The sequence below is a fragment of the Halopseudomonas sp. genome, assembly GCF_038130085.1.
GTDB lineage: Bacteria > Pseudomonadota > Gammaproteobacteria > Pseudomonadales > Pseudomonadaceae > Halopseudomonas.
In genome coordinates, this window is record NZ_JAYPMU010000001.1 from 191,939 (window position 1) to 210,275 (window position 18,337).

The window sequence follows — 18,337 nt, forward strand, 5'->3', positions numbered from 1 at the left end:
GAATGCAACGCTCGCTGAAATCCTGCTGTCTGGCCCTGCTGACCTGCTGGGCGGGTGCGCTCAATGCCGCACCACAGCATGCCCTCACGCTCTACGATGAAGCACCCAGATACCCCGCCGACTTCAGCCACTTTGACTACGTCAATCCCGACGCTCCCAAGGGTGGCACCCTGCGGCTCTCTGGCTTCGGCGGTTTCGACTCGCTCAACCCCTATATCAGCCGCGGCACCGCTGCCGACCAACTCGGCCTGATCTACGACACCTTGACGTTCCACGCTCTCGACGAGCCCTTCACCGAGTACGGGCTGGTTGCCGAAAACATGGAGAAGGCCGACGATGACAGCTGGGTGCGCTTCAAGCTGCGGCCCGAGGCACGTTTCAACGACGGCGTCGGCATTACCGCCGACGATGTAGTGTTCACCTTCAACACCCTGATCGAGCATGGCGCGCCCTTCTACCGCGCCTATTACGGCGATGTCGATCGCGTCGTAGCGGATGATCCGCACAGCGTGACCTTCCACTTCAAACACACGGGTAACCGCGAACTGCCGCTGGTGCTGGGTCAGCTGCCAGTGCTGCCCAAGCACTACTGGGAAGGCCGAGACTTCAGCAAAGGTTCTCTGGAGCCGCCGCTGGGCAGCGGCCCCTACCGCATCGGCCAGGTTCGCCCCGGGCGCAGCATCAGCTTCGAGCGCGTCGAGGACTACTGGGCAAAAGATCTGCCGGTCATGCGCGGGTTCTACAACTTCGATACCGTGGTAGTCGATTACTACCGCGATAACAACGTCACCCTGGAAGCGTTCAAGGCCGGGCAGTTCGACTTCAATCAGGAGATGTCGGCCAAGAACTGGGCAACCGGTTACAGCAGCCCCGCACTCGACGCTGGCCAGATCGTCAAGGAAGAGATTGCCAATAACAACACCCAAGGTATGCAGGGCTTCGTGTTCAACTTGCGCAAGCCCTACTTCGCCGATGCCCGGGTGCGTCAGGCCATCACCCTGCTGTTCGATTTCGAGTGGTCCAACGCCAAGCTGTTCCACAACGCTTACACCCGCACTTCCAGCTACTTCGATAACTCCGAACTGGCCGCGCGCGGCGAGCCGGATGCCGACGAACTGGCCTTGCTGGAGCCGTTGCGTGAGCAGTTGCCGGCCGCCGCATTTGGTCCGGCCTGGGTGCCACCAAAAACCGATGGCAGCGGCGCCATCCGCGATCAGCGCCGCGCCGCCTATGCCCTGCTGCAGGAAGCCGGCTGGCAGATCGTCGACGACCAACTGGTTAACGCCGACGGCGAACCGCTGCAATTCGAATTCCTGCTGGTGCAGGCCGAGTTCGAGCGGGTATTGCTGCCATTCAAGCGCAACCTGGCGTCACTTGGCATCAACCTGGAACTGCGCCGGGTTGATGTCTCCCAGTACATCAACCGGCTGCGCTCTCGCGACTTCGACATGGTGGTCACCGGTTTCGGTCAGTCCAACTCTCCCGGCAACGAGCAGCGCGAGTACTGGCATTCGTCCAGCGCCGACAACCCCGGTAGCCGCAACCTGATGGGGCTGAAAGACCCCGCGGTCGACGCGCTGGTCGAAGGCCTGGTGCAGGCCGACTCACGCGCCTCGCTGATTACCCATACTCACGCGCTAGACCGCGCGCTGCGCTCGCTGCACCTGCTGGTGCCCAACTGGTACACCAGCGTCTACCGGGTCGCCTACTGGGACAAGTTCGGTCATCCGGCCACCCCGCCAAAGTACGACCTGGGACTATTCACCTGGTGGGTAGACCCGGACAAGGACGCGCGCCTGCGCGGCGAGCTTGGCACTCAGCAAGACGCCAGCACCGAGCAACAGCAAAACGACCAACCGGCAGGAGCTGAATAAGCATGCTGGCCTATATCGTTCGTCGCCTGCTGCTGATCATCCCCACCCTGTTCGGCATCCTGCTGATCAACTTTCTGATCATTCAGGCCGCGCCGGGCGGCCCGGTCGAACAGATGATTGCCAACCTTGAGGGCTTTGAAGGCGGCGCCACCAGCCGGGTCTCCGGCGGCGGCAGCGAAGTGGCCAGTGGCGGCAGCTACCGCGGCGCCCAAGGTCTGGACCCGGATATCATCGCCGAAATCGAGCGCATGTACGGTTTCGACAAGCCGGCGCCCGAACGCTTCTGGCTGATGATCAAGGGTTACCTGCAATTCGACTTCGGCGACAGCTTCTTCCGTGACGCCAAGGTCACTGACCTGATCATCGAGAAGATGCCGGTGTCGATCTCGCTCGGGCTCTGGACCACCCTGCTGACCTACCTGATCTCTATCCCGCTGGGCATCCGCAAGGCGATCAAACACGGCTCGGCCTTCGACGTCTGGACCAGCTCGCTGATCATCGTCGGCTACGCGATTCCCGGTTTCCTGCTGGCCATTCTGCTGATCGTGCTGTTCGCTGGCGGCAGCTATCTGGACTGGTTCCCGCTGCGCGGACTGACCTCCAACAACTTCGAGCAGATGACCACCGGCGAGCAAATTCTCGACTACTTCTGGCACCTGGTCCTGCCGATCTTTGCTATGGTGGTCGGCAGCTTTGCCACCCTGACCATGCTGACCAAGAACTGCTTCCTCGATGAAATCGGCAAGCAGTACGTGGTTACCGCCCGCGCCAAGGGCCTGTCCGAACGCCGTGTGCTGTACGGCCACGTATTCCGCAACGCCATGCTGCTGATCATCGCCGGCTTCCCGTCCGCACTGATCAGCATTTTCTTCACCGGTGCACTGCTGATCGAGGTGATCTTCTCCCTCGACGGCCTCGGTCTGCTCGGTTTTGAAGCCGCGATCAACCGCGACTACCCAGTGATGTTCGGCACGCTGTACATCTTCACGCTGGTCGGTCTGGTGGTAAAACTGATCGGCGATATCACCTATACCCTGGTCGATCCGCGCATCGACTTCGACAGCCGGGAGGGTTGAGATGCAGCTATTCACCCTCTCCCCGCTCAACCAGCGCCGCTTTGCGCGCTTTCGCGCCAACCGCCGCGGCTGGTGGTCACTGCACCTCTTTCTGGTGTTGTTTGTCCTGAGTCTTGGCGCCGAACTGATTGCCAACGATAAGCCCCTCGCTGTCGGCTATCAGGGCGACCTGTACTTCCCGGTGTTCAAGCGCTATCCGGAAACGGCATTCGGTGGCGAGTTCCCGATCGAGGCCGACTACCGCAGCCCCTACGTCAAACAGCTGATCACCGAAGACGGCGACGGCTGGATGCTGTGGCCGCCGATTCCGTACCACTACGACACCATCAATTACGACCTGCGCGTCCCAGCCCCTGCGCCACCCTCGGCAGATAACTGGTTGGGCACAGACGATCAGGCCCGCGATGTCATGTCGCGGGTGATCTACGGCTTCCGCATCTCGGTGCTGTTTGCGCTGACGCTGACCATTCTCAGCTCGATCATCGGTGTTATCGCCGGGGCGGTGCAGGGCTTCTACGGCGGCCGAATCGACCTGCTCGGCCAGCGCTTCATTGAGGTCTGGTCCGGCCTGCCGGTGCTCTACCTGCTGATCATCCTCGCCAGCTTCGTGCAGCCGAACTTCTGGTGGCTGCTGGGCATCATGCTGCTGTTCTCGTGGATGGCGCTGGTCGATGTGGTACGCGCCGAGTTCCTGCGTGGCCGCAACCTGGAATACGTGCGCGCCGCACGCGCGCTGGGTGCCAGCAACCAGACCATCATGTTCCGCCACATTCTGCCGAACGCGATGGTCGCCACCCTGACCTTCTTCCCGTTCATTCTGACCGGTGGCGTCATCACCCTGACGTCGCTGGATTTCCTCGGCTTTGGCCTGCCACCGGGTGCGCCATCGCTGGGTGAACTGATTGCTCAAGGCAAGTCCAACCTGCAGGCACCGTGGCTGGGGATCACCGCCTTCGTCGTGCTGTCGCTGATGCTCAGCCTGCTGGTGTTTATCGGCGAGGCGCTGCGTGATGCCTTCGACCCAAGGAAATGAGATGAGCGAACAACCGTTAATCAGTATCCGCAATCTCAGTGTCGCCTTCCGTCAGGGCTCTGATCAGATGCTGGCGGTCAAGGACGTCAGCTTCGACATCCGCCCAGGGCAAACCCTGGCACTGGTCGGCGAGAGCGGCTCGGGCAAGTCAGTGACCGCTCACTCCATCCTGCGCCTGCTGCCCTACCCGACCGCATCCCATCCAAGCGGGAGCATCGAGTTCGGCGGCCAGGATCTGCTCCAGGCCAACGAGAACACGCTGCGCAAGGTGCGCGGCAACCGTATCTCGATGATCTTTCAGGAACCGATGAGTTCGCTCAACCCGCTGCACACGGTCGAGCGGCAGATCGGCGAGGTACTGGCCCTGCACAAGGGTCTGAACAAGGCGCAGGCGCGCGAGCGCACGCTGGAGCTGCTCGACCTGGTAGGCATCCCGGAGCCGCGCAAGCGTCTCGGCGCCTATCCGCACGAGCTGTCTGGGGGCCAACGCCAGCGGGTGATGATCGCCATGGCCCTGGCCAATGAGCCGGAACTGCTGATCGCCGACGAACCAACCACCGCACTGGACGTCACCGTCCAGCTGAAGATCCTTGAACTACTGCGCGAATTGCAGCAGAAACTGGGCATGGCGCTGCTGCTGATCAGCCACGACCTGAATCTGGTGCGTAAAATTGCCCACCGGGTATGTGTCATGTACCGCGGTAACGTCGTCGAAGAAAACGATTGCGCTACTTTGTTCAGCTCGCCGCAGCATGAATATACCCGTCAGCTGCTCGCGGCTGACCCCAGCGGCGAGCCGGTCGAGATCGACCCAAAGGCACCGGAGATTCTCCGCGCCGAGCAATTGCGGGTGTGGTTCCCGATCAAAAAGGGCGTGCTGCGCCGCACTGTGGATCACGTCAAGGCAGTCACCGACATCAGCTTCAGCCTGCCCCGCGGGCAGACCTTGGGGATCGTCGGTGAAAGCGGCTCGGGCAAGACCACGCTAGGCATGGCGATGCTCAGGCTGATCGACAGCCAGGGCCTGATCGAGTGCGATGGCACTCGGCTGGATGGTCTCAGCCAGCAGCAGGTTCGACCGCTGCGCAGAGAGTTTCAGGTGGTCTTTCAGGACCCGTATGGCAGCCTGAGCCCCCGCATGTCGGTGGGCCAGATCATCAGCGAGGGGCTGGAGATCCACCGCATCGGCACTGAGGCAGAGCGCGAACAGATGGTGATTCAGGCGCTGGAGGAAGTCGGCCTGGATCCGGAGACCCGCCATCGCTACCCGCACGAATTCTCCGGCGGCCAGCGACAGCGGATCTCGATTGCCCGGGCACTGGTGCTCAAGCCCAAGCTGATCCTGCTGGACGAACCGACGTCGGCACTGGATCGCACCGTGCAGGGCCAGGTGGTGGAACTGCTGCGCAGTCTGCAGCAAAAGTACAATTTGACGTATTTGTTTATCAGTCACGACCTGGCAGTGGTCAAGGTTCTCAGCCATCAGTTGATGGTGATCCGCCAGGGCGAAGTAGTCGAACAGGGACCGGCAGGCGAAATCTTTGCTTCCCCGCAGCATGACTATACTCGTCAGCTGCTGGAAGCGGCCTTTGCCCTGCCGCAAACCGATAACAGGGCCGATACGGCCATGCACTAAACAGGAAAGTACTATGGGATTTCTCAGCGGAAAGCGCGTACTCATCGTTGGCGTCGCCAGCAAACTGTCCATTGCCTCCGGCATCGCCGCGGCCATGCACCGCGAGGGCGCCGAACTGGCCTTCACCTATCAGAACGAAAAGCTGAAAGGCCGGGTTGAAGAATTCGCTGCCGGCTGGGGCTCCGGCCCAGAGCTGTGCTTCCCCTGCGACGTGGCAAATGATGCCGAAATCGAGCAGGTATTCGTCGAGCTGGCCAAGAAGTGGGACGGCCTGGACTGCATCGTCCACTCCGTTGGTTTCGCCCCCGGCGACCAGCTGGATGGCAACTTCGCTGAAGTCACCACCCGCGAAGGTTTCCGCATTGCCCACGACATCAGCGCCTACAGCTTCGTGGCCCTGGCCAAGGCCGGTCGTGAAATGATGAAAGGCCGCAACGGTAGCCTGCTGACCCTGTCTTATCTGGGCGCAGAGCGCACCATGCCGAACTACAACGTCATGGGCATGGCCAAGGCCAGCCTGGAAGCCGGTGTTCGCTATCTGGCCACCAGCCTGGGCCCGGAAGGCACCCGCGTTAACGCCATTTCTGCCGGCCCGATCCGCACCCTGGCCGCTTCCGGTATCAAGAGCTTCCGCAAGATGCTGGCTCACAACGCTGCGCAAACCCCGCTGCGTCGCAACGTCACCATCGAAGAAGTCGGCAACGTCGGCGCCTTCCTCTGCTCCGACCTGGCCTCCGGCATGTCCGGTGAAATCACCTACGTTGACGGTGGTTTCAACATCACCGCCATGGGTGGCCTGGAAGAGTAAGCGGCGGCTGCCTCAGCCCGAATCACGGGCACAAAAAAACCGGGCCTTGGCCCGGTTTTTTTATTGCCGTCGCACTCAGTCGTCCGAGGTCGCGCCAATTTTGTGGATAGCCAGGTCAGCGCCCTGGTACTCCTCTTCTTCACTCAAGCGCAGGCCGGCAACAGCCTTGATGACGCCGTAGACCAGCAGACCACCAACCAACGCCACGACCACGCCGCTCAGGGTGCCGATCAACTGGGACATAAAGCTGACGCCGCCCAGGCCACCCAGCGCTTCAGCACCGAAGATACCCGCGGCCAAACCGCCCCAAACACCGCACAAACCGTGCAGCGGCCAGACACCCAGCACGTCATCAATCTTGAAGCGATTCTGAGTCAGGATGAAGGTCCAGACAAACAGACCACCAGCGACCGCACCGGTTGCCAGCGCTCCCAGCGGGTGCATCAGATCGGAACCGGCACACACAGCCACCAGGCCAGCCAGCGGGCCGTTGTGAATAAAGCCGGGGTCAGCACGACCAACCAGCAGCGCCACCAGCGTACCGCCGACCATTGCCATCAGCGAGTTGACTGCCACCAGACCGCTGATGCCGTCCAGCGTCTGTGCCGACATCACGTTGAAGCCAAACCAGCCGATAGTCAGGATCCACGCGCCCAGCGCAAGGAACGGAATGTTCGACGGCGGCATGGCGACGACATTACCGCCACGATAGCGCCCGTTGCGCGCACCCAGCAGCAGCACCGCACCCAGCGCAATCCAGCCGCCAACGGCGTGCACGACAACCGACCCGGCAAAGTCGTGGAAGGCAGCGCCAAACTGGGCCTCAAGCCACGCCTGAAAACCGTAATTGCCGTTCCAGATGACGCCTTCGAAGAACGGGTAAACCAGTCCTACGATCAATACCGATGCGCACAATTGCGGTGCAAACTTGGCGCGTTCGGCAATACCACCGGAGATGATCGCAGGAATGGCCGCAGCAAAGGTCATCAGGAAGAAGAATTTGACCAATGCATAACCGTTGTTTTGCGACAGGGTTGCCGCATCGGTGAAGAAGGTAACGCCGTAAGCAATCCAATAGCCTACGAAGAAATAGGCCAGACACGAAACCGCGAAATCACTGATGATCTTCGACAGCGCGTTAACCTGGTTCTTCTGGCGAACCGTACCAACTTCAAGGAATGCAAAGCCGGCGTGCATGGCCAAAACCATGACCGCACCGGCAAGGATAAACAGGGTGTTTGCACTGTGAACCAGCGTTTCCACAGCGCTGTTAAGGTTTTCCATTCAAGCAGCCTCTATCAAATCAGAAAAATGCACTCGTTGTGTGCGCACCAATCAGTGACGAACCATTCCAGTGCATCCAGAGCGATCCGGCAAAACACTTGCGATTGAGCAACCACGCCAAGAAATCTGAATTAATTTTTGTTTTTCAAATAGTTGTACGCCAATCTCGACTATCAACCGCAAAAGTCGGCACCATATTGATGCAACAGAAACGGCGTAGCTCACCGCGATAGTGCAATCGTCATACCAAAAGCGCAGAATCATGCACCGAAAGCGTACGATGACAGTCCAGTGACAGCGATTTGCCGGAAAACCAGCCGCCAGCCGTCGCTTTCAAGCTGCTTGGCTATAATCTTGCATACCATCAGCGCCCGATGTTCCGAACCCGGAGAAAGACGTGTTTACAGGACAGCCACTGCCCTACTTCCAACCCCTGATCGACACCGCCACCGGTCGCATTGCCGGTTACGAAGCGCTCGCCCGCCTGCGCGACGATGAGGGCAATATCAGCAGTGCTGGCCCGCTGTTTACTGATCCCAACGTTTCCCAGGCCGACCTGCTGGAGCTTGACCGCAGCATTCGGCGTCAGGCGCTTGAGCGCTTTCGCGACACGCCCGAAGGCTTTATCAGTCTGAATATTTCGCCTGCCTGGGTCAGCCAGCTGCAACCAGGCAAGCCGCTACCCAGCCTGCAACTGTTGGAAGAGCTGGGACTGCCAACTGACCAGATCGTGTTTGAGATCACCGAGCTGCAAGGCAGCATTGAGCAGCTGCGTGATGTGGTGCAGCGTTACCGCGCCGCCGGCATCCGCATCGCCATCGACGATTTTGGTGCGGGATACTCCATGCTTGATCGGGTGCTGGCGTTGGAGCCGGATATCCTCAAGCTGGACATCCAGCTGTTCCGTCAGGCTGCCGCCGGCAACAGTAACAGCGGCGACTTCGTACGCGCCCTTGCCCTGATGGCAGAAAAGAGTGGTTGCTGGATCATTGCTGAAGGGGTGGAAACCGAACAGGAACTGCACTTCGCTCTGGAGTGCGGCGCCCGCTATGTTCAGGGTTACCTGTTCGGCCGACCGGAGGAGAACTTCCTGCCGAGCGACGCCGTGCAGAAGCAATTTTCAACCATGCGTGACCATTATGTGCACGCCAAACTGGCCGAACGAGAGAAGCTGGCCCACCTGCGCCGCTCGCTCGCCGAGCTGTTCGCTGAACTGCGTGTCTGGCTCAGCCGTGGCGCCCAACCAGCCCACCTGCCCAACCCGCGCGACTATCCCTGGCTGCTGCGCTGCTTCCTGTGCGATGCAGAAGGCACTCAGATCTCACCCAACTTCGACTGGCATGGCGATGCCTGGCATACCGACGCCCGCTATCTGGACCACAACTGGTCCTGGCGGCCGTATTTCTATCAGATCCTGGCCGAGGCCGGGGAAGACAGCCGGGTGATCCTCTCCAACCGCTATCGCGACGCGACAACCAACCAGTACTGCATGACCTCAGGCCTGTTCATCGACGACAGCCGCCACCTGCTGCTGGTCGATATCGACGCCTCCTTCCTCTGACTCAGCGCCGCTCCCGCGGCAGACTAACAAGCACCAGCAGGCCACCCTCGGGAGCCTGCTGCAATGCCAGCTTGCCGCCATAGGCAGCAACCAGATCACCGACGATTGCCAGACCCAGGCCGTGTCCCGGCGCCTGCTGATCCAAACGCGTGCCGCGTCCCAGCACCCTAGCTCGCTCAGTTGGCGCAATACCGGGACCATCGTCCGCCACCTCAAGCTGCAGCTGATCGGCATCCAGCAGCCAGCTGAGTCGTATCTGCGATGCCGCCCACTTGCAGGCGTTATCCAGCAAGTTTCCGAGCAGCTCAAGCATGTCCTCACGATCAAACGGCCACGCGGAATCCGAGCGGCCGTTAAGGGTGATCTTTGGCGCCTTCGGATAGAGGCTGGCAAGGGTCTGCACCAGCGCAGGCAGGTCTGCTCCCGGATCAAAGCGCGCTCCACGCGCCTGATCCGGTGCCAGTCGAGCACGCTGCAGGCTACGCTCCAGCTGATTGCGCATACTCTGCAGCTGGCCCTGCAGCTCCCGGTAATCCGCTGCTGAGAGCTGCCCTGCCAAACTGTCCAGGCGGCTCTCAACCACTGCCAACGGGGTTTTCAGTGCATGGCCGAGATCCCCTGCACTATTGCGCGCCCGCTGCAGCAGCTCTTCAATTTGCCTTCCCAGGCGGTTGATCTCCACCGCCAGCGGTTGCAGTTCGTCAGGCACCTGCTCACTCAATTGCAAACGCTCGCCGCTGCGCCACTCCGCCAGCTCCTGCTGCAACCGGCGCAGCGGCAGCAACGAACGGCGTAACAACCACTGCTGCACCAGCACCGCCAGCAGCACCACCAGAACCGCCAGAGCGCTGATCCACCAACTGGCCAGCCGGAACTCGCTGAGCAACGGCCGGTAGTCCAGGGCAACACTGATGGTTACCAACTCGCCAGCCTTGCGATAGTCGCCGGACCAAACCAGCAACTCCTGCCCCTGTGGCCCAGCCAGCAGTCCGCTTTGCAAGCCATCGCCGGGGAGCGGCAGCCGATGATCCCAGAGTGAACGGGAGCGCCACTTCTCGCGCCCCTGCACGACGAAATAGCGCCCGGAATAGGGCCTGGCGTAGTCCGGGTCGACCTTATCCAAGTCCAGATAGAGACCGTCCGGCCCGACCGTCAGCGCGGCCAACAGACTGTCAGTCTCGCGCTGCAGCAACAGGGTCAGGTAGTTGCGCTGGGCACGGTCGTACAGCCAGACGCTACCCTGCACAATTAACAGCACACTGCACAGCAGCAGCGGCACCAGCGTGGCTGCCAGACGCCGACTGATCGACCTCACGCCGCCCGCCCCACCAGCACGTAGCCCTGCCCGCGCCGGGTTTCAATAACCTCACGCCCGAGCTTGCGGCGCAGGTGATTGATCAACACTTCGATGACGTTCGAGTCACGCTCATCCTCGTAGTCGTACAGGTGCTCGGCAAGCCGGGTCTTGGACAGCACCTTGCCCGGATTGAGCATAAAACAGCGCAGCAGCTTGAACTCGCTGGCCGAAAGGCTAACTGGCTCGGCGTCGCCCCAGCGCACCTGTTGATGGGCTTCGTCGAGCTGCATCCCGGCTGCGCTGAGCAATGCCTGCGGCACCTGGCCGTGGGCACGACGCAGCAGGGCCTGCACGCGCAGCAACAGCTCTTCGTTGTGAAAGGGTTTGGTCAGATAATCGTCGGCGCCGGCCTGCAGTCCTTCGACGCGCTCGGTCCAGCGGCTGCGTGCGGTCAGGATCAGCACCGGCAGAGTGCTGCCGCCAGCACGCCATTGCTGCAGAACGGCCAATCCATCCATGCCCGGCAGGCCCAGATCGAGAATCGCCAGGTCGTAGGGTTCCTGCTCACCCAACAGCGCAGCATCGCGACCGTCGGTACGCCAGTCCACCGCGTAGCCAGCGCGTTTCAGCACCGCGCAGAGGCTGTCGGCCAAGGCGACATTGTCTTCTACCAGCAGCAGCCGCATCAGTCGTCCTCTTCCACGTCCAGCAGTTCGCCGCTGACCGCATCGTACTCCAGCTCCATAACCCGATGATCCCCGGTCACCACCTCCAGTTCATAGATATAGCGCCCGTCATCGAGTTCCAGCTCAGCTTCCAGAAAGCGTCCCGGGTAACGACTCAACGCGTCATCGATGAACTGCTGCAGGGGCGCAATGCGCCCCTGTTCAGTCAATGTCAGCGCCTCGTCATGGTTGAGGTCCCGTGCAACGGCAAGCGCCGGCAACAGCAAGAGCACTCCCAGCAACAGGCGAGCCCGTAGACGATCAGTCGTCGCGTCGATGCTCAAGGACGTCAGCCGTGGACGCATCCAGATCAACATCCCACTCCTGCCCCTCGGCATCGCGGATTTCGACTTCGTAGACATAACGGCCATAGTGCTTGTCCAGATCGGTGTCAGTGATGGTACCCGGCTGTACCGACAACGCCTTTTCGTTCAGGCTTTGCAGGTTTTGAATGGTACCCTGTTCCACCAGTGTGTCGACTTCATCCATACGCACATCGTCGTCGGCCAGCAGCGCAGAGCTGCCCAAAGCCAGGATTGCAGAACAGGACAGTGCGATCAGGTGTTTGTACATGTTGGTTTCCTCCGTTGCGTTGAGACAGTTTCAGGCTATGGCATTGAGCTGAAACCAACCTTAAAATCGGTCGCGCATTCTCAGGGACTCCGTATCACATGACAGCTATCCAGGTTCGCGCTCCGGCATTGACGCTGCGAGCAGGCCACCGCGCCATCGAGCATATCCGTGCCAACGGCCTGCAACCGGCCGACGTGCACATGATTCCGGGCGCTGCTGGCGGCCCCAAGGCACTGGGCATTCAGGGCCTGGACCTGGCGCTATTCGGCGAATGGCTGCCCAGAGCGCCGCAGCCACGCAGCCTGATCGGCGCCTCCATCGGCAGCTGGCGCTTCGCCAGTGCCTGCATGCCTGATCCGGTACATACCCTGCGTCAGCTCGGCGAACTGTATACCTCGATGCGTTTTCCCAAGGGCGTGACCATTCAGACCATCAGCGCCGCCTGCGGCGAGATGATCGACGCGCTGCTGCAGGGCCAGTTCGAGGCCATCCTCAACAATCCCTACTATCGCCTCAACATCGTTGTGGTGAAGAGCCTCGGGTTACTGCGGCATGATTCTCGCGCCCGCCTTGCGCTCGGGCTCGGCGGCGTGATTGGCGCCAACCTGCTGGGCCGACGCCACCTCGGCCGCTTCTTCGAGCGCGTGATCCTGCACGACCCCCGGCAATTACCAGACCTGGAAGAGCTACGCGACTTCACCAGTGCCCACGTCGAGCTGACGCCGCAGAATTTGCGCTCGGCGCTGCTGGCGTCCGGCTCGATCCCGATGGTCATGGAAGCGGTACGCGACATTCCAGGTGCCGCGCCCGGCGTCTACCGTGACGGCGGCCTGCTCGACTACCACCTCGATCTGCCCTACACCGCCCCCGGCGTGATTCTCTACCCGCACTTCATTGATCGCGTGGTGCCCGGCTGGTTCGACAAGACCATTCCCTGGCGCAAGCACAATGCCGAACAGCTGCGCGACGTGCTGCTGCTCGCGCCGTCGCCCGAATATCTGGAGCGCCTGCCACACCGCAAGCTGCCGGACCGCAAGGACTTCAACCGCTACGTCTACGACAACGACGGCCGCGAGAAATACTGGCGCAAGGCGATGAGCGAGAGCCAGCGCATGGGCGACGAGTTTCTGGAGCTGGCCGACTCCGGTCGCCTGATCGACCGCATCAAACCGCTGTGAGCGAACCACACGAGGCACTGCCCTGCCCGCTGTGCGCTGCGCCGGCGCACTGGCTGCAGGATGACCGCAAGCGCAGTTACTGGCAGTGCGAGCAGTGCCTGATGGTGCATGTGCCTGCGCACTGGCAACTGACCGCCGAGCAGGAAAAGGCCGAGTACGACCGTCACGAAAACCACCCGGATGATCCGGGCTATCGACGCTTTCTCTCACGCCTGGCAGCGCCACTGCTTGAGCGTCTTCCAGCCGCCAGCAGCGGCCTTGATTTCGGCTGCGGCCCCGGCCCGGCGTTGGCCATGATGCTGCGCGAGCACGGCCATCAGGTTGCCCTGCACGACCTCTACTACCACCCCAACCCCGAGGCGTTGGCGCAGCAGTGGGACTTCATCACCGCGACCGAGGTCGTCGAGCATCTGGTCGCTCCGCGCGAGGTGCTTGAGCACCTGTGGCAGTGCCTGAAGCCCGGCGGCTGGCTCGGCCTGATGACCAAGCGGGTAACCAGCCCCGAGGCCTTCAGAACCTGGCATTACAAGAGCGACCCGACCCATATCAGCTTTTTTAGCGAGCAAAGTTTCCGCTGGCTGGCCGCGCAGTGGCAGGCAGAACTGGAATTGATCGGTGCTGACGTCGCGCTGCTGCGCAAACCGCTGCTCAGCGCAGACTGCGGCGCGCAGTAAAGGCCTTAGGGTCCGCCTGGAAGGCGCGAATGCAAGCCTGACAAATGCATGCCCGATTGCGCTGCGCTGGAGGCACGAGTGCTAGCAGCGCCTCAGGCACCTCGAGAGAAAAACACCAGCAAGCGCCGCTATCGGCCGCGCAGGCGTTGCTGCCTCCGCAGAACGGGCAAGCGCTTGCATTCAGGGTCGTGTCGCCGTCCATCAGCGTGTTACGCCATTGACCGGCCCGCGCGGGCTCGGGCAGAAACACGCTGCATTGCGTGGCAGCGGCGCAGTCAGATGGCAACTCCCCGTCGGCGTCGCGCAGGCGCTGGCTGGCAGATACGGACTGAAATCGAAGGGCACACCTGCACAGCGGGCAATGGTCTGCGCGCGCTCCAGCCCGGACGGATAGTTGCCCTGCATGAGCGGCCCCTGACTGGCGAACTGGTGAATGGTGCGTTTGAGGTCTGCGTAGTCGCGCGTCTGCGACAGCGCTTCAGCCGCCCAGCAGTCGGCCTCCAGTTCCTGCGCCCGGGTCGCCCAGAACTGCTGATTGCGAAACCACATTCCCTGCGGTGTAACGTGGCCCTTGCGGTGGTGGCCACACTCGTGCGCCAGCGTGAAAACTCTGGACATCGTCCAGTTAGCCATAACGCCCGGATCGGCATAGATCACCGGTCCAGAGGAATCCATCGCTGCAGACGCGATCTGCGGATTTGGGACCCCAATGACCCGAATGCCACAAAATGCATCCCAACCAGCAAACATCTGGGCGTGGGAAGCGGCGCTCAGCGACAGCAGAACCACTATCCAGCAAAAACGTTTGATCATCCCTGACTCCTGTTCCTTAGATTAGGGGGGCCGTGGTCGCGGACTTTCGGGCGGGCGGAACAGTCTGGAGGTGAAGCAGGAACAGCCGGCTCAGCGACTGCCAATCACCCGCCGCGCGCCCTTGAAGCTGCGTTGCCAGAAGGACGATTCCAGCTCATCAACACGCACCACACCACCGGTACTGGGCGCATGCAGAAAACGCCCTTCCCCAATGTAGATGCCTGCGTGGTTGACGCGTCCGCCGTTCATCGCAAACAGCACCAGATCACCCGGTGCCAGCGCGCTCTCTGGCGGCCTGGATACCTTCATGTTGTAGAGGTCAGAGGTGGTGCGCGGCAGACTTACACCCGCGGCCTCGCGGTAGACGTACTGGATCAGACCACTGCAGTCAAAACCGGTCGAAGGTGATGTGCCGCCCCAGCGATAAGGGGTACCGACCAGACTGAACGCCTGAAAGACCACATCATTGCGGGTCACTTCATCGCTGTCGGGCAGCGACTCTGCGGGACGGGGAAGGTTGACACCTACGGGTGCCTTGGGTGCGCTGGAGCACCCTGCCAGCAAGGCAACAATCAGCAATGTCAGCAGTCCAGTGAGCCGCATCCGGCCACCTCCAGCGCAGGGGTTCTGATCAAAAAATGCACCGTGACTGGCGCGAGGTCAAGAATTTACTTTAACTTCGTGCGCCAAGCGAGCAGCTTTTATGAGGATTCAGTGATTTACCGTGAGCGCCAGCATGGTCGATAGCTGGCACAGCGGTCGGCCGCTTTCAGACTGCCACTGGTTGAACGCCGCCTGCGCCGCGGCCTGATCACGCTGACTGGTCGGAGCCTTGTCGATGATGCCCTGGGCCTTGAGCGCGGCAACAACATCGTCAGTCGCAACCCAGGTATCCTTGCCCACCATGCGCAACAGCCGCGGTGCAGACTGACCGCCCAACTGCGCACCGCGTTTGGCCAGCAGCCGCCAGAGGCCCACGATGTCTTCGCTTGGCCAGTCGGCGATCAGATTGCCTACCGAGCCATACTCGGCGCGCAGATCGAGGACCAGTTGGGCATTGCGTGGCACGCTGCGCAGCTTGCCCAGGTGACGGATGATGCGGGTGTCGCTCATCAGTCGTTCCAGGTGCTCGGCGCTCATCAGTACCACTTTCTCCGGATCAAAGCCGAAGAACACCTCTTCAAAGGCCGGCCACTTGGCGTCTACCAGACTGTGCTTGAGACCGGCACGAAACACCCGCAGGGCGATCAGCGACAGATAGCGGTCATCGCTGATCACGCGCAGCTGCTCGGCAGCCTTCGGCTGTGGCAGGCGGGCTTCCAACGCCTCGGCAGAACCAAAGCGGTTGAGGCAATACTCGTGCAACCAGCGGTAATCCTGCATCGGCTAATCCCGAGATCAGAGGTTCATTACGTTCAGCACGCGGGAGGCGGCCTGCTCATCGATACGCAGGCTGGCAAAATCGAACAGCGCTGTGTCGGCCAGTTGCGAGGGCTGCACGTTTTTCAACGCACGGAAGATATTCTCGACCCGCCCCGGGTTGGCCTTTTCCCAACCTTGCAGCATGTCCTTGACCACCTTGCGCTGCAGGTTTTCCTGCGAGCCACACAGGTTGCACGGGATGATCGGAAAGTTCTGCAGGGTGGCGTAGGACTCGATATCCGCTTCGTTGCAATACGACAGCGGACGAATCACCACGTTACGGCCGTCATCAGAGCGCAGCTTGGGCGGCATGGCCTTGAGATTGCCGCCGAAGAACATGTTCAGGAAGAAGGTCTCGACGATGTCGTCGCGGTGGTGCCCAAGCGCCATCTTGGTCGCACCGATCTCATCGGCAAAGGTGTACAGGTTGCCCCGACGCAGACGCGAGCACAGAGAGCAGGTGGTCTTGCCCTCCGGAATCTTCTCCTTGACGATCGAATAGGTGTCGCGCTCAAGGATGTGATACGGCACACCGATGCTGTCCAGATAGGCCGGCAGTACCTCTTCCGGGAAGCCCGGTTGCTTCTGGTCCATGTTGACCGCGACCAGTTCGAACTTGATCGGTGCGACCTTCTGCAGGTACAGCAGCATGTCGAGCATGGTGTAGCTGTCCTTGCCACCGGACAGGCAGACCATCACCTTGTCGCCCTCTTCGATCATGTTGTAATCGGTTACTGCTTCGGCAGTCAGGCGACGCAGACGTTTCTGCAGTTTGTTCTGGTTGACGCTCAGGTGGCTCATGGACGGGGTACCGGCTCGGCAAAAACGCGCATTCTACTGAAATCTGCTGTACATAAAAACAACAACCCCCGACAGCAGGACTGACGGGGGTTGTTGCTGGCTCAGGCAGGCCGGAGAAGTTAACGCAGGTAGACAGGTCCTACGCCGAAGCCCCAGAAGATCACCGAGGTAGCGATCATGGCGACCAGCACCACGAGGCCAACGGCGAGTACGGAGCTTGAGAACAGAAAACCTTCATCGCTGGGGATATCCATGAAGATCGGGATGCCCTGATAGAGCAAATACACCGTGTAGGAAATCGCCGCGGTCCCTACCAGCATGCCCAGCCACAAACTTGGATAGAGCGCAGCGAGGCCGGCAACAAACAGCGGGGTAGCGGTATACGCAGCGAAGATGACACAGTCATTGAAAGTCGGATTGGCGTCGTAGGTTCGCGCCATCCAGTGAATGAAGGCGCCCATCACGGCAACGCCAGCCAGCATCGCAAGGTAGGACAATACCGTCATCTGCAGAGCACTGGCCTGCGTCAGCTTGACGGCGTCCTGCGTGCCTATCGTCCAGCCCACCTGGGTGGTGCCGATATAGGCAGAGACGACCGGAATGGCGGCGAGCACGAGCACATGGGTGAGATACATGTGGCCGATGCTTTCGTCCTCGCCCTTGATTTCCTTCCACTCCTCGTCGGGATGAGTGAACAGCCCCAGTACGTGATGGATCATGGTCTGACCTCCTAATTATTATTCGCCTCCGCGCGACATCCGCCGCCGGAGAGGGCGGACGCGGGGGTTCCCCCGAGCCCTGAATTCACTATAGCCAAAAAGGATTTGAAGTAAGCAGGTTTGCTTAGAGAGATTGGCGACTTCAGCTTTTGCCGTAATAGCGTTGCAGAATTAGCATCGCCTGATTGATCTCCTGCGCGCGGGCGGTACTGCCGCCGCGGTCCGGATGATGCTGGCTCAGCAGGCGACGGTACTGGCGTCGACACGCCGCCGCGTCGGCGCCCTCTTCCAGCTCCAGCACGGCCAGCGCGGCGCTGACCTCAGGTTCGGAAACGCTGGCGCGGCCCCGCCAGAAGCTGTCGATCAGTCGCTCAACGTCGTCCCGATTGGTGTCGCGCCAGTGATCCCAGTCGAGGTAATAGCGCCGTAGCGGGTCATCCACCTGCAACGCCTCCGTTCCCGGGATGCGTGGCACAAGCTGGATTTTCAACGCATGAATGTTCAGCGTCAGCCCCTGCCGCCCAACCTGGTCGGCCAGTCGGTAGAGCTGGTGAAACAGCAGAAAGTGCAGGCGAAACAGCGTTAACGGGTCACGCATTGCCTGCGGCTCGGCAAACAACGACTCAGGAAAGCGCTCAGCCAAGGCCCGCAACAGCGCGTATTCACCAAGACCTTGCGGATTCACCTGCAGCAGTTTCTGCAGGGCCTCGTCAAAGCCAGCCGGCAGCAGCATGTCGGGTTGCAATTCAATCATCGGCCGAGTGTAACAGAGCAACGTTTACGCGCCGTCACGCACTGTCATCACTTTGCCACCAGAGCGACAACTGCCTGTCATCGCAGGGACGTATCAATGTCACCTTCCT

Annotated in this window: 20 protein-coding genes; 8 read left to right on the forward strand and 12 right to left on the reverse strand. The window is 61.1% G+C overall.

Annotation, left to right across the window (positions count from 1 at the left end; genetic code table 11):
• Positions 1–2 precede the first annotated feature (2 nt).
• Genes AAFM31_RS00895 through fabI form a run of 5 tightly spaced genes read left to right on the forward strand, consistent with a single transcriptional unit; the run spans position 3 to position 6,427 of the window.
• A complete protein-coding gene (locus AAFM31_RS00895; protein ID WP_341706007.1) occupies positions 3–1,874 on the forward strand; it encodes an extracellular solute-binding protein in 1,872 nt (623 codons plus the stop codon).
• Between the two features lie 2 nt (positions 1,875–1,876).
• Positions 1,877–2,950: a microcin C ABC transporter permease YejB gene (locus tag AAFM31_RS00900; RefSeq protein ID WP_341706008.1), complete on the forward strand. Its 1,074-nt coding sequence runs from the start codon at positions 1,877–1,879 to the stop codon at positions 2,948–2,950.
• Between the two features lies 1 nt (position 2,951).
• Entirely contained in the window at positions 2,952–3,983 is a 1,032-nt protein-coding gene (locus AAFM31_RS00905) for an ABC transporter permease (protein WP_341706009.1), read from the forward strand.
• Position 3,984: 1 nt separating this feature from the next.
• Positions 3,985–5,619, forward strand: a complete 1,635-nt coding sequence (locus tag AAFM31_RS00910; RefSeq protein ID WP_341706010.1) for an ABC transporter ATP-binding protein — start codon at positions 3,985–3,987, stop codon at positions 5,617–5,619.
• A 13-nt stretch (positions 5,620–5,632) separates the two neighbouring features.
• Positions 5,633–6,427, forward strand: coding sequence for an enoyl-ACP reductase FabI (gene fabI, locus AAFM31_RS00915; protein ID WP_341706011.1), 795 nt, complete (start codon positions 5,633–5,635; stop codon positions 6,425–6,427).
• A gap of 75 nt (positions 6,428–6,502) precedes the next feature.
• Here the strand turns inward: fabI and AAFM31_RS00920 are convergent, their stop codons facing one another.
• Positions 6,503–7,711 (reverse strand): ammonium transporter, encoded by a 1,209-nt coding sequence (locus AAFM31_RS00920; RefSeq protein WP_341706012.1) that lies wholly within the window; start codon positions 7,709–7,711, stop codon positions 6,503–6,505.
• Positions 7,712–8,108: 397 nt separating this feature from the next.
• Here AAFM31_RS00920 and AAFM31_RS00925 point away from each other — a divergent pair, with 397 nt between their 5' ends.
• On the forward strand, positions 8,109–9,272 hold the full coding sequence (locus AAFM31_RS00925) for an EAL domain-containing protein (RefSeq protein WP_341706013.1): 1,164 nt from the start codon (positions 8,109–8,111) through the stop codon (positions 9,270–9,272).
• Position 9,273: 1 nt separating this feature from the next.
• Here the strand turns inward: AAFM31_RS00925 and AAFM31_RS00930 are convergent, their stop codons facing one another.
• Genes AAFM31_RS00930 through AAFM31_RS00945 form a run of 4 tightly spaced genes read right to left on the reverse strand, consistent with a single transcriptional unit; the run spans position 9,274 to position 11,867 of the window.
• Positions 9,274–10,587, reverse strand: coding sequence for a sensor histidine kinase (locus tag AAFM31_RS00930; protein ID WP_341706014.1), 1,314 nt, complete (start codon positions 10,585–10,587; stop codon positions 9,274–9,276).
• Positions 10,584–11,255 carry a response regulator transcription factor gene (locus AAFM31_RS00935; protein ID WP_341706015.1) on the reverse strand — a complete coding sequence of 224 codons (672 nt, stop codon included), beginning with the start codon at positions 11,253–11,255 and terminating at the stop codon, positions 10,584–10,586. Before AAFM31_RS00935 ends, AAFM31_RS00930 begins: the two co-directional genes overlap by 4 nt.
• The gene (locus tag AAFM31_RS00940; RefSeq protein WP_371832999.1) at positions 11,255–11,599 is read right to left on the reverse strand and encodes a PepSY domain-containing protein; all 345 of its coding nucleotides are present in this window, start codon (positions 11,597–11,599) and stop codon (positions 11,255–11,257) included. Before AAFM31_RS00940 ends, AAFM31_RS00935 begins: the two co-directional genes overlap by 1 nt.
• Entirely contained in the window at positions 11,556–11,867 is a 312-nt protein-coding gene (locus AAFM31_RS00945; protein WP_341706017.1) for a PepSY domain-containing protein, read from the reverse strand. The genes AAFM31_RS00940 and AAFM31_RS00945 overlap by 44 nt, the downstream gene beginning before the upstream one ends.
• 98 nt (positions 11,868–11,965) lie before the next feature.
• Between AAFM31_RS00945 and AAFM31_RS00950 the strand changes: the two genes are divergently transcribed.
• Both AAFM31_RS00950 and AAFM31_RS00955 read left to right on the forward strand, forming a co-directional pair.
• Positions 11,966–13,045: a patatin-like phospholipase family protein gene (locus AAFM31_RS00950; RefSeq protein ID WP_341706018.1), complete on the forward strand. Its 1,080-nt coding sequence runs from the start codon at positions 11,966–11,968 to the stop codon at positions 13,043–13,045.
• Complete coding sequence (locus AAFM31_RS00955) at positions 13,042–13,719, forward strand: class I SAM-dependent methyltransferase (protein WP_341706019.1); 678 nt, start codon at positions 13,042–13,044, stop codon at positions 13,717–13,719. Before AAFM31_RS00950 ends, AAFM31_RS00955 begins: the two co-directional genes overlap by 4 nt.
• On the opposite strand, the gene AAFM31_RS00960 is transcribed toward AAFM31_RS00955, so the two are convergent.
• From AAFM31_RS00960 to AAFM31_RS00990, 7 genes are all read right to left on the reverse strand, one after another.
• Positions 13,694–13,921: a cysteine-rich CWC family protein gene (locus AAFM31_RS00960; RefSeq protein ID WP_341706020.1), complete on the reverse strand. Its 228-nt coding sequence runs from the start codon at positions 13,919–13,921 to the stop codon at positions 13,694–13,696. The genes AAFM31_RS00955 and AAFM31_RS00960 overlap by 26 nt on opposite strands.
• On the reverse strand, positions 13,921–14,532 hold the full coding sequence (locus tag AAFM31_RS00965; RefSeq protein WP_341706021.1) for a hypothetical protein: 612 nt from the start codon (positions 14,530–14,532) through the stop codon (positions 13,921–13,923). Before AAFM31_RS00965 ends, AAFM31_RS00960 begins: the two co-directional genes overlap by 1 nt.
• Before the next feature lie 90 nt (positions 14,533–14,622).
• Positions 14,623–15,135 carry a C40 family peptidase gene (locus tag AAFM31_RS00970; protein ID WP_341706022.1) on the reverse strand — a complete coding sequence of 171 codons (513 nt, stop codon included), beginning with the start codon at positions 15,133–15,135 and terminating at the stop codon, positions 14,623–14,625.
• A 108-nt stretch (positions 15,136–15,243) separates the two neighbouring features.
• Positions 15,244–15,915: a DNA-3-methyladenine glycosylase I gene (locus tag AAFM31_RS00975; RefSeq protein WP_341706023.1), complete on the reverse strand. Its 672-nt coding sequence runs from the start codon at positions 15,913–15,915 to the stop codon at positions 15,244–15,246.
• A gap of 15 nt (positions 15,916–15,930) precedes the next feature.
• Entirely contained in the window at positions 15,931–16,755 is an 825-nt protein-coding gene (ttcA, locus tag AAFM31_RS00980) for a tRNA 2-thiocytidine(32) synthetase TtcA (protein WP_341706024.1), read from the reverse strand.
• A 119-nt stretch (positions 16,756–16,874) separates the two neighbouring features.
• Complete coding sequence (locus AAFM31_RS00985; RefSeq protein WP_341706025.1) at positions 16,875–17,474, reverse strand: Yip1 family protein; 600 nt, start codon at positions 17,472–17,474, stop codon at positions 16,875–16,877.
• Between the two features lie 142 nt (positions 17,475–17,616).
• Complete coding sequence (locus AAFM31_RS00990; RefSeq protein WP_341706026.1) at positions 17,617–18,228, reverse strand: DNA-J related domain-containing protein; 612 nt, start codon at positions 18,226–18,228, stop codon at positions 17,617–17,619.
• Positions 18,229–18,337: the final 109 nt, after the last annotated feature.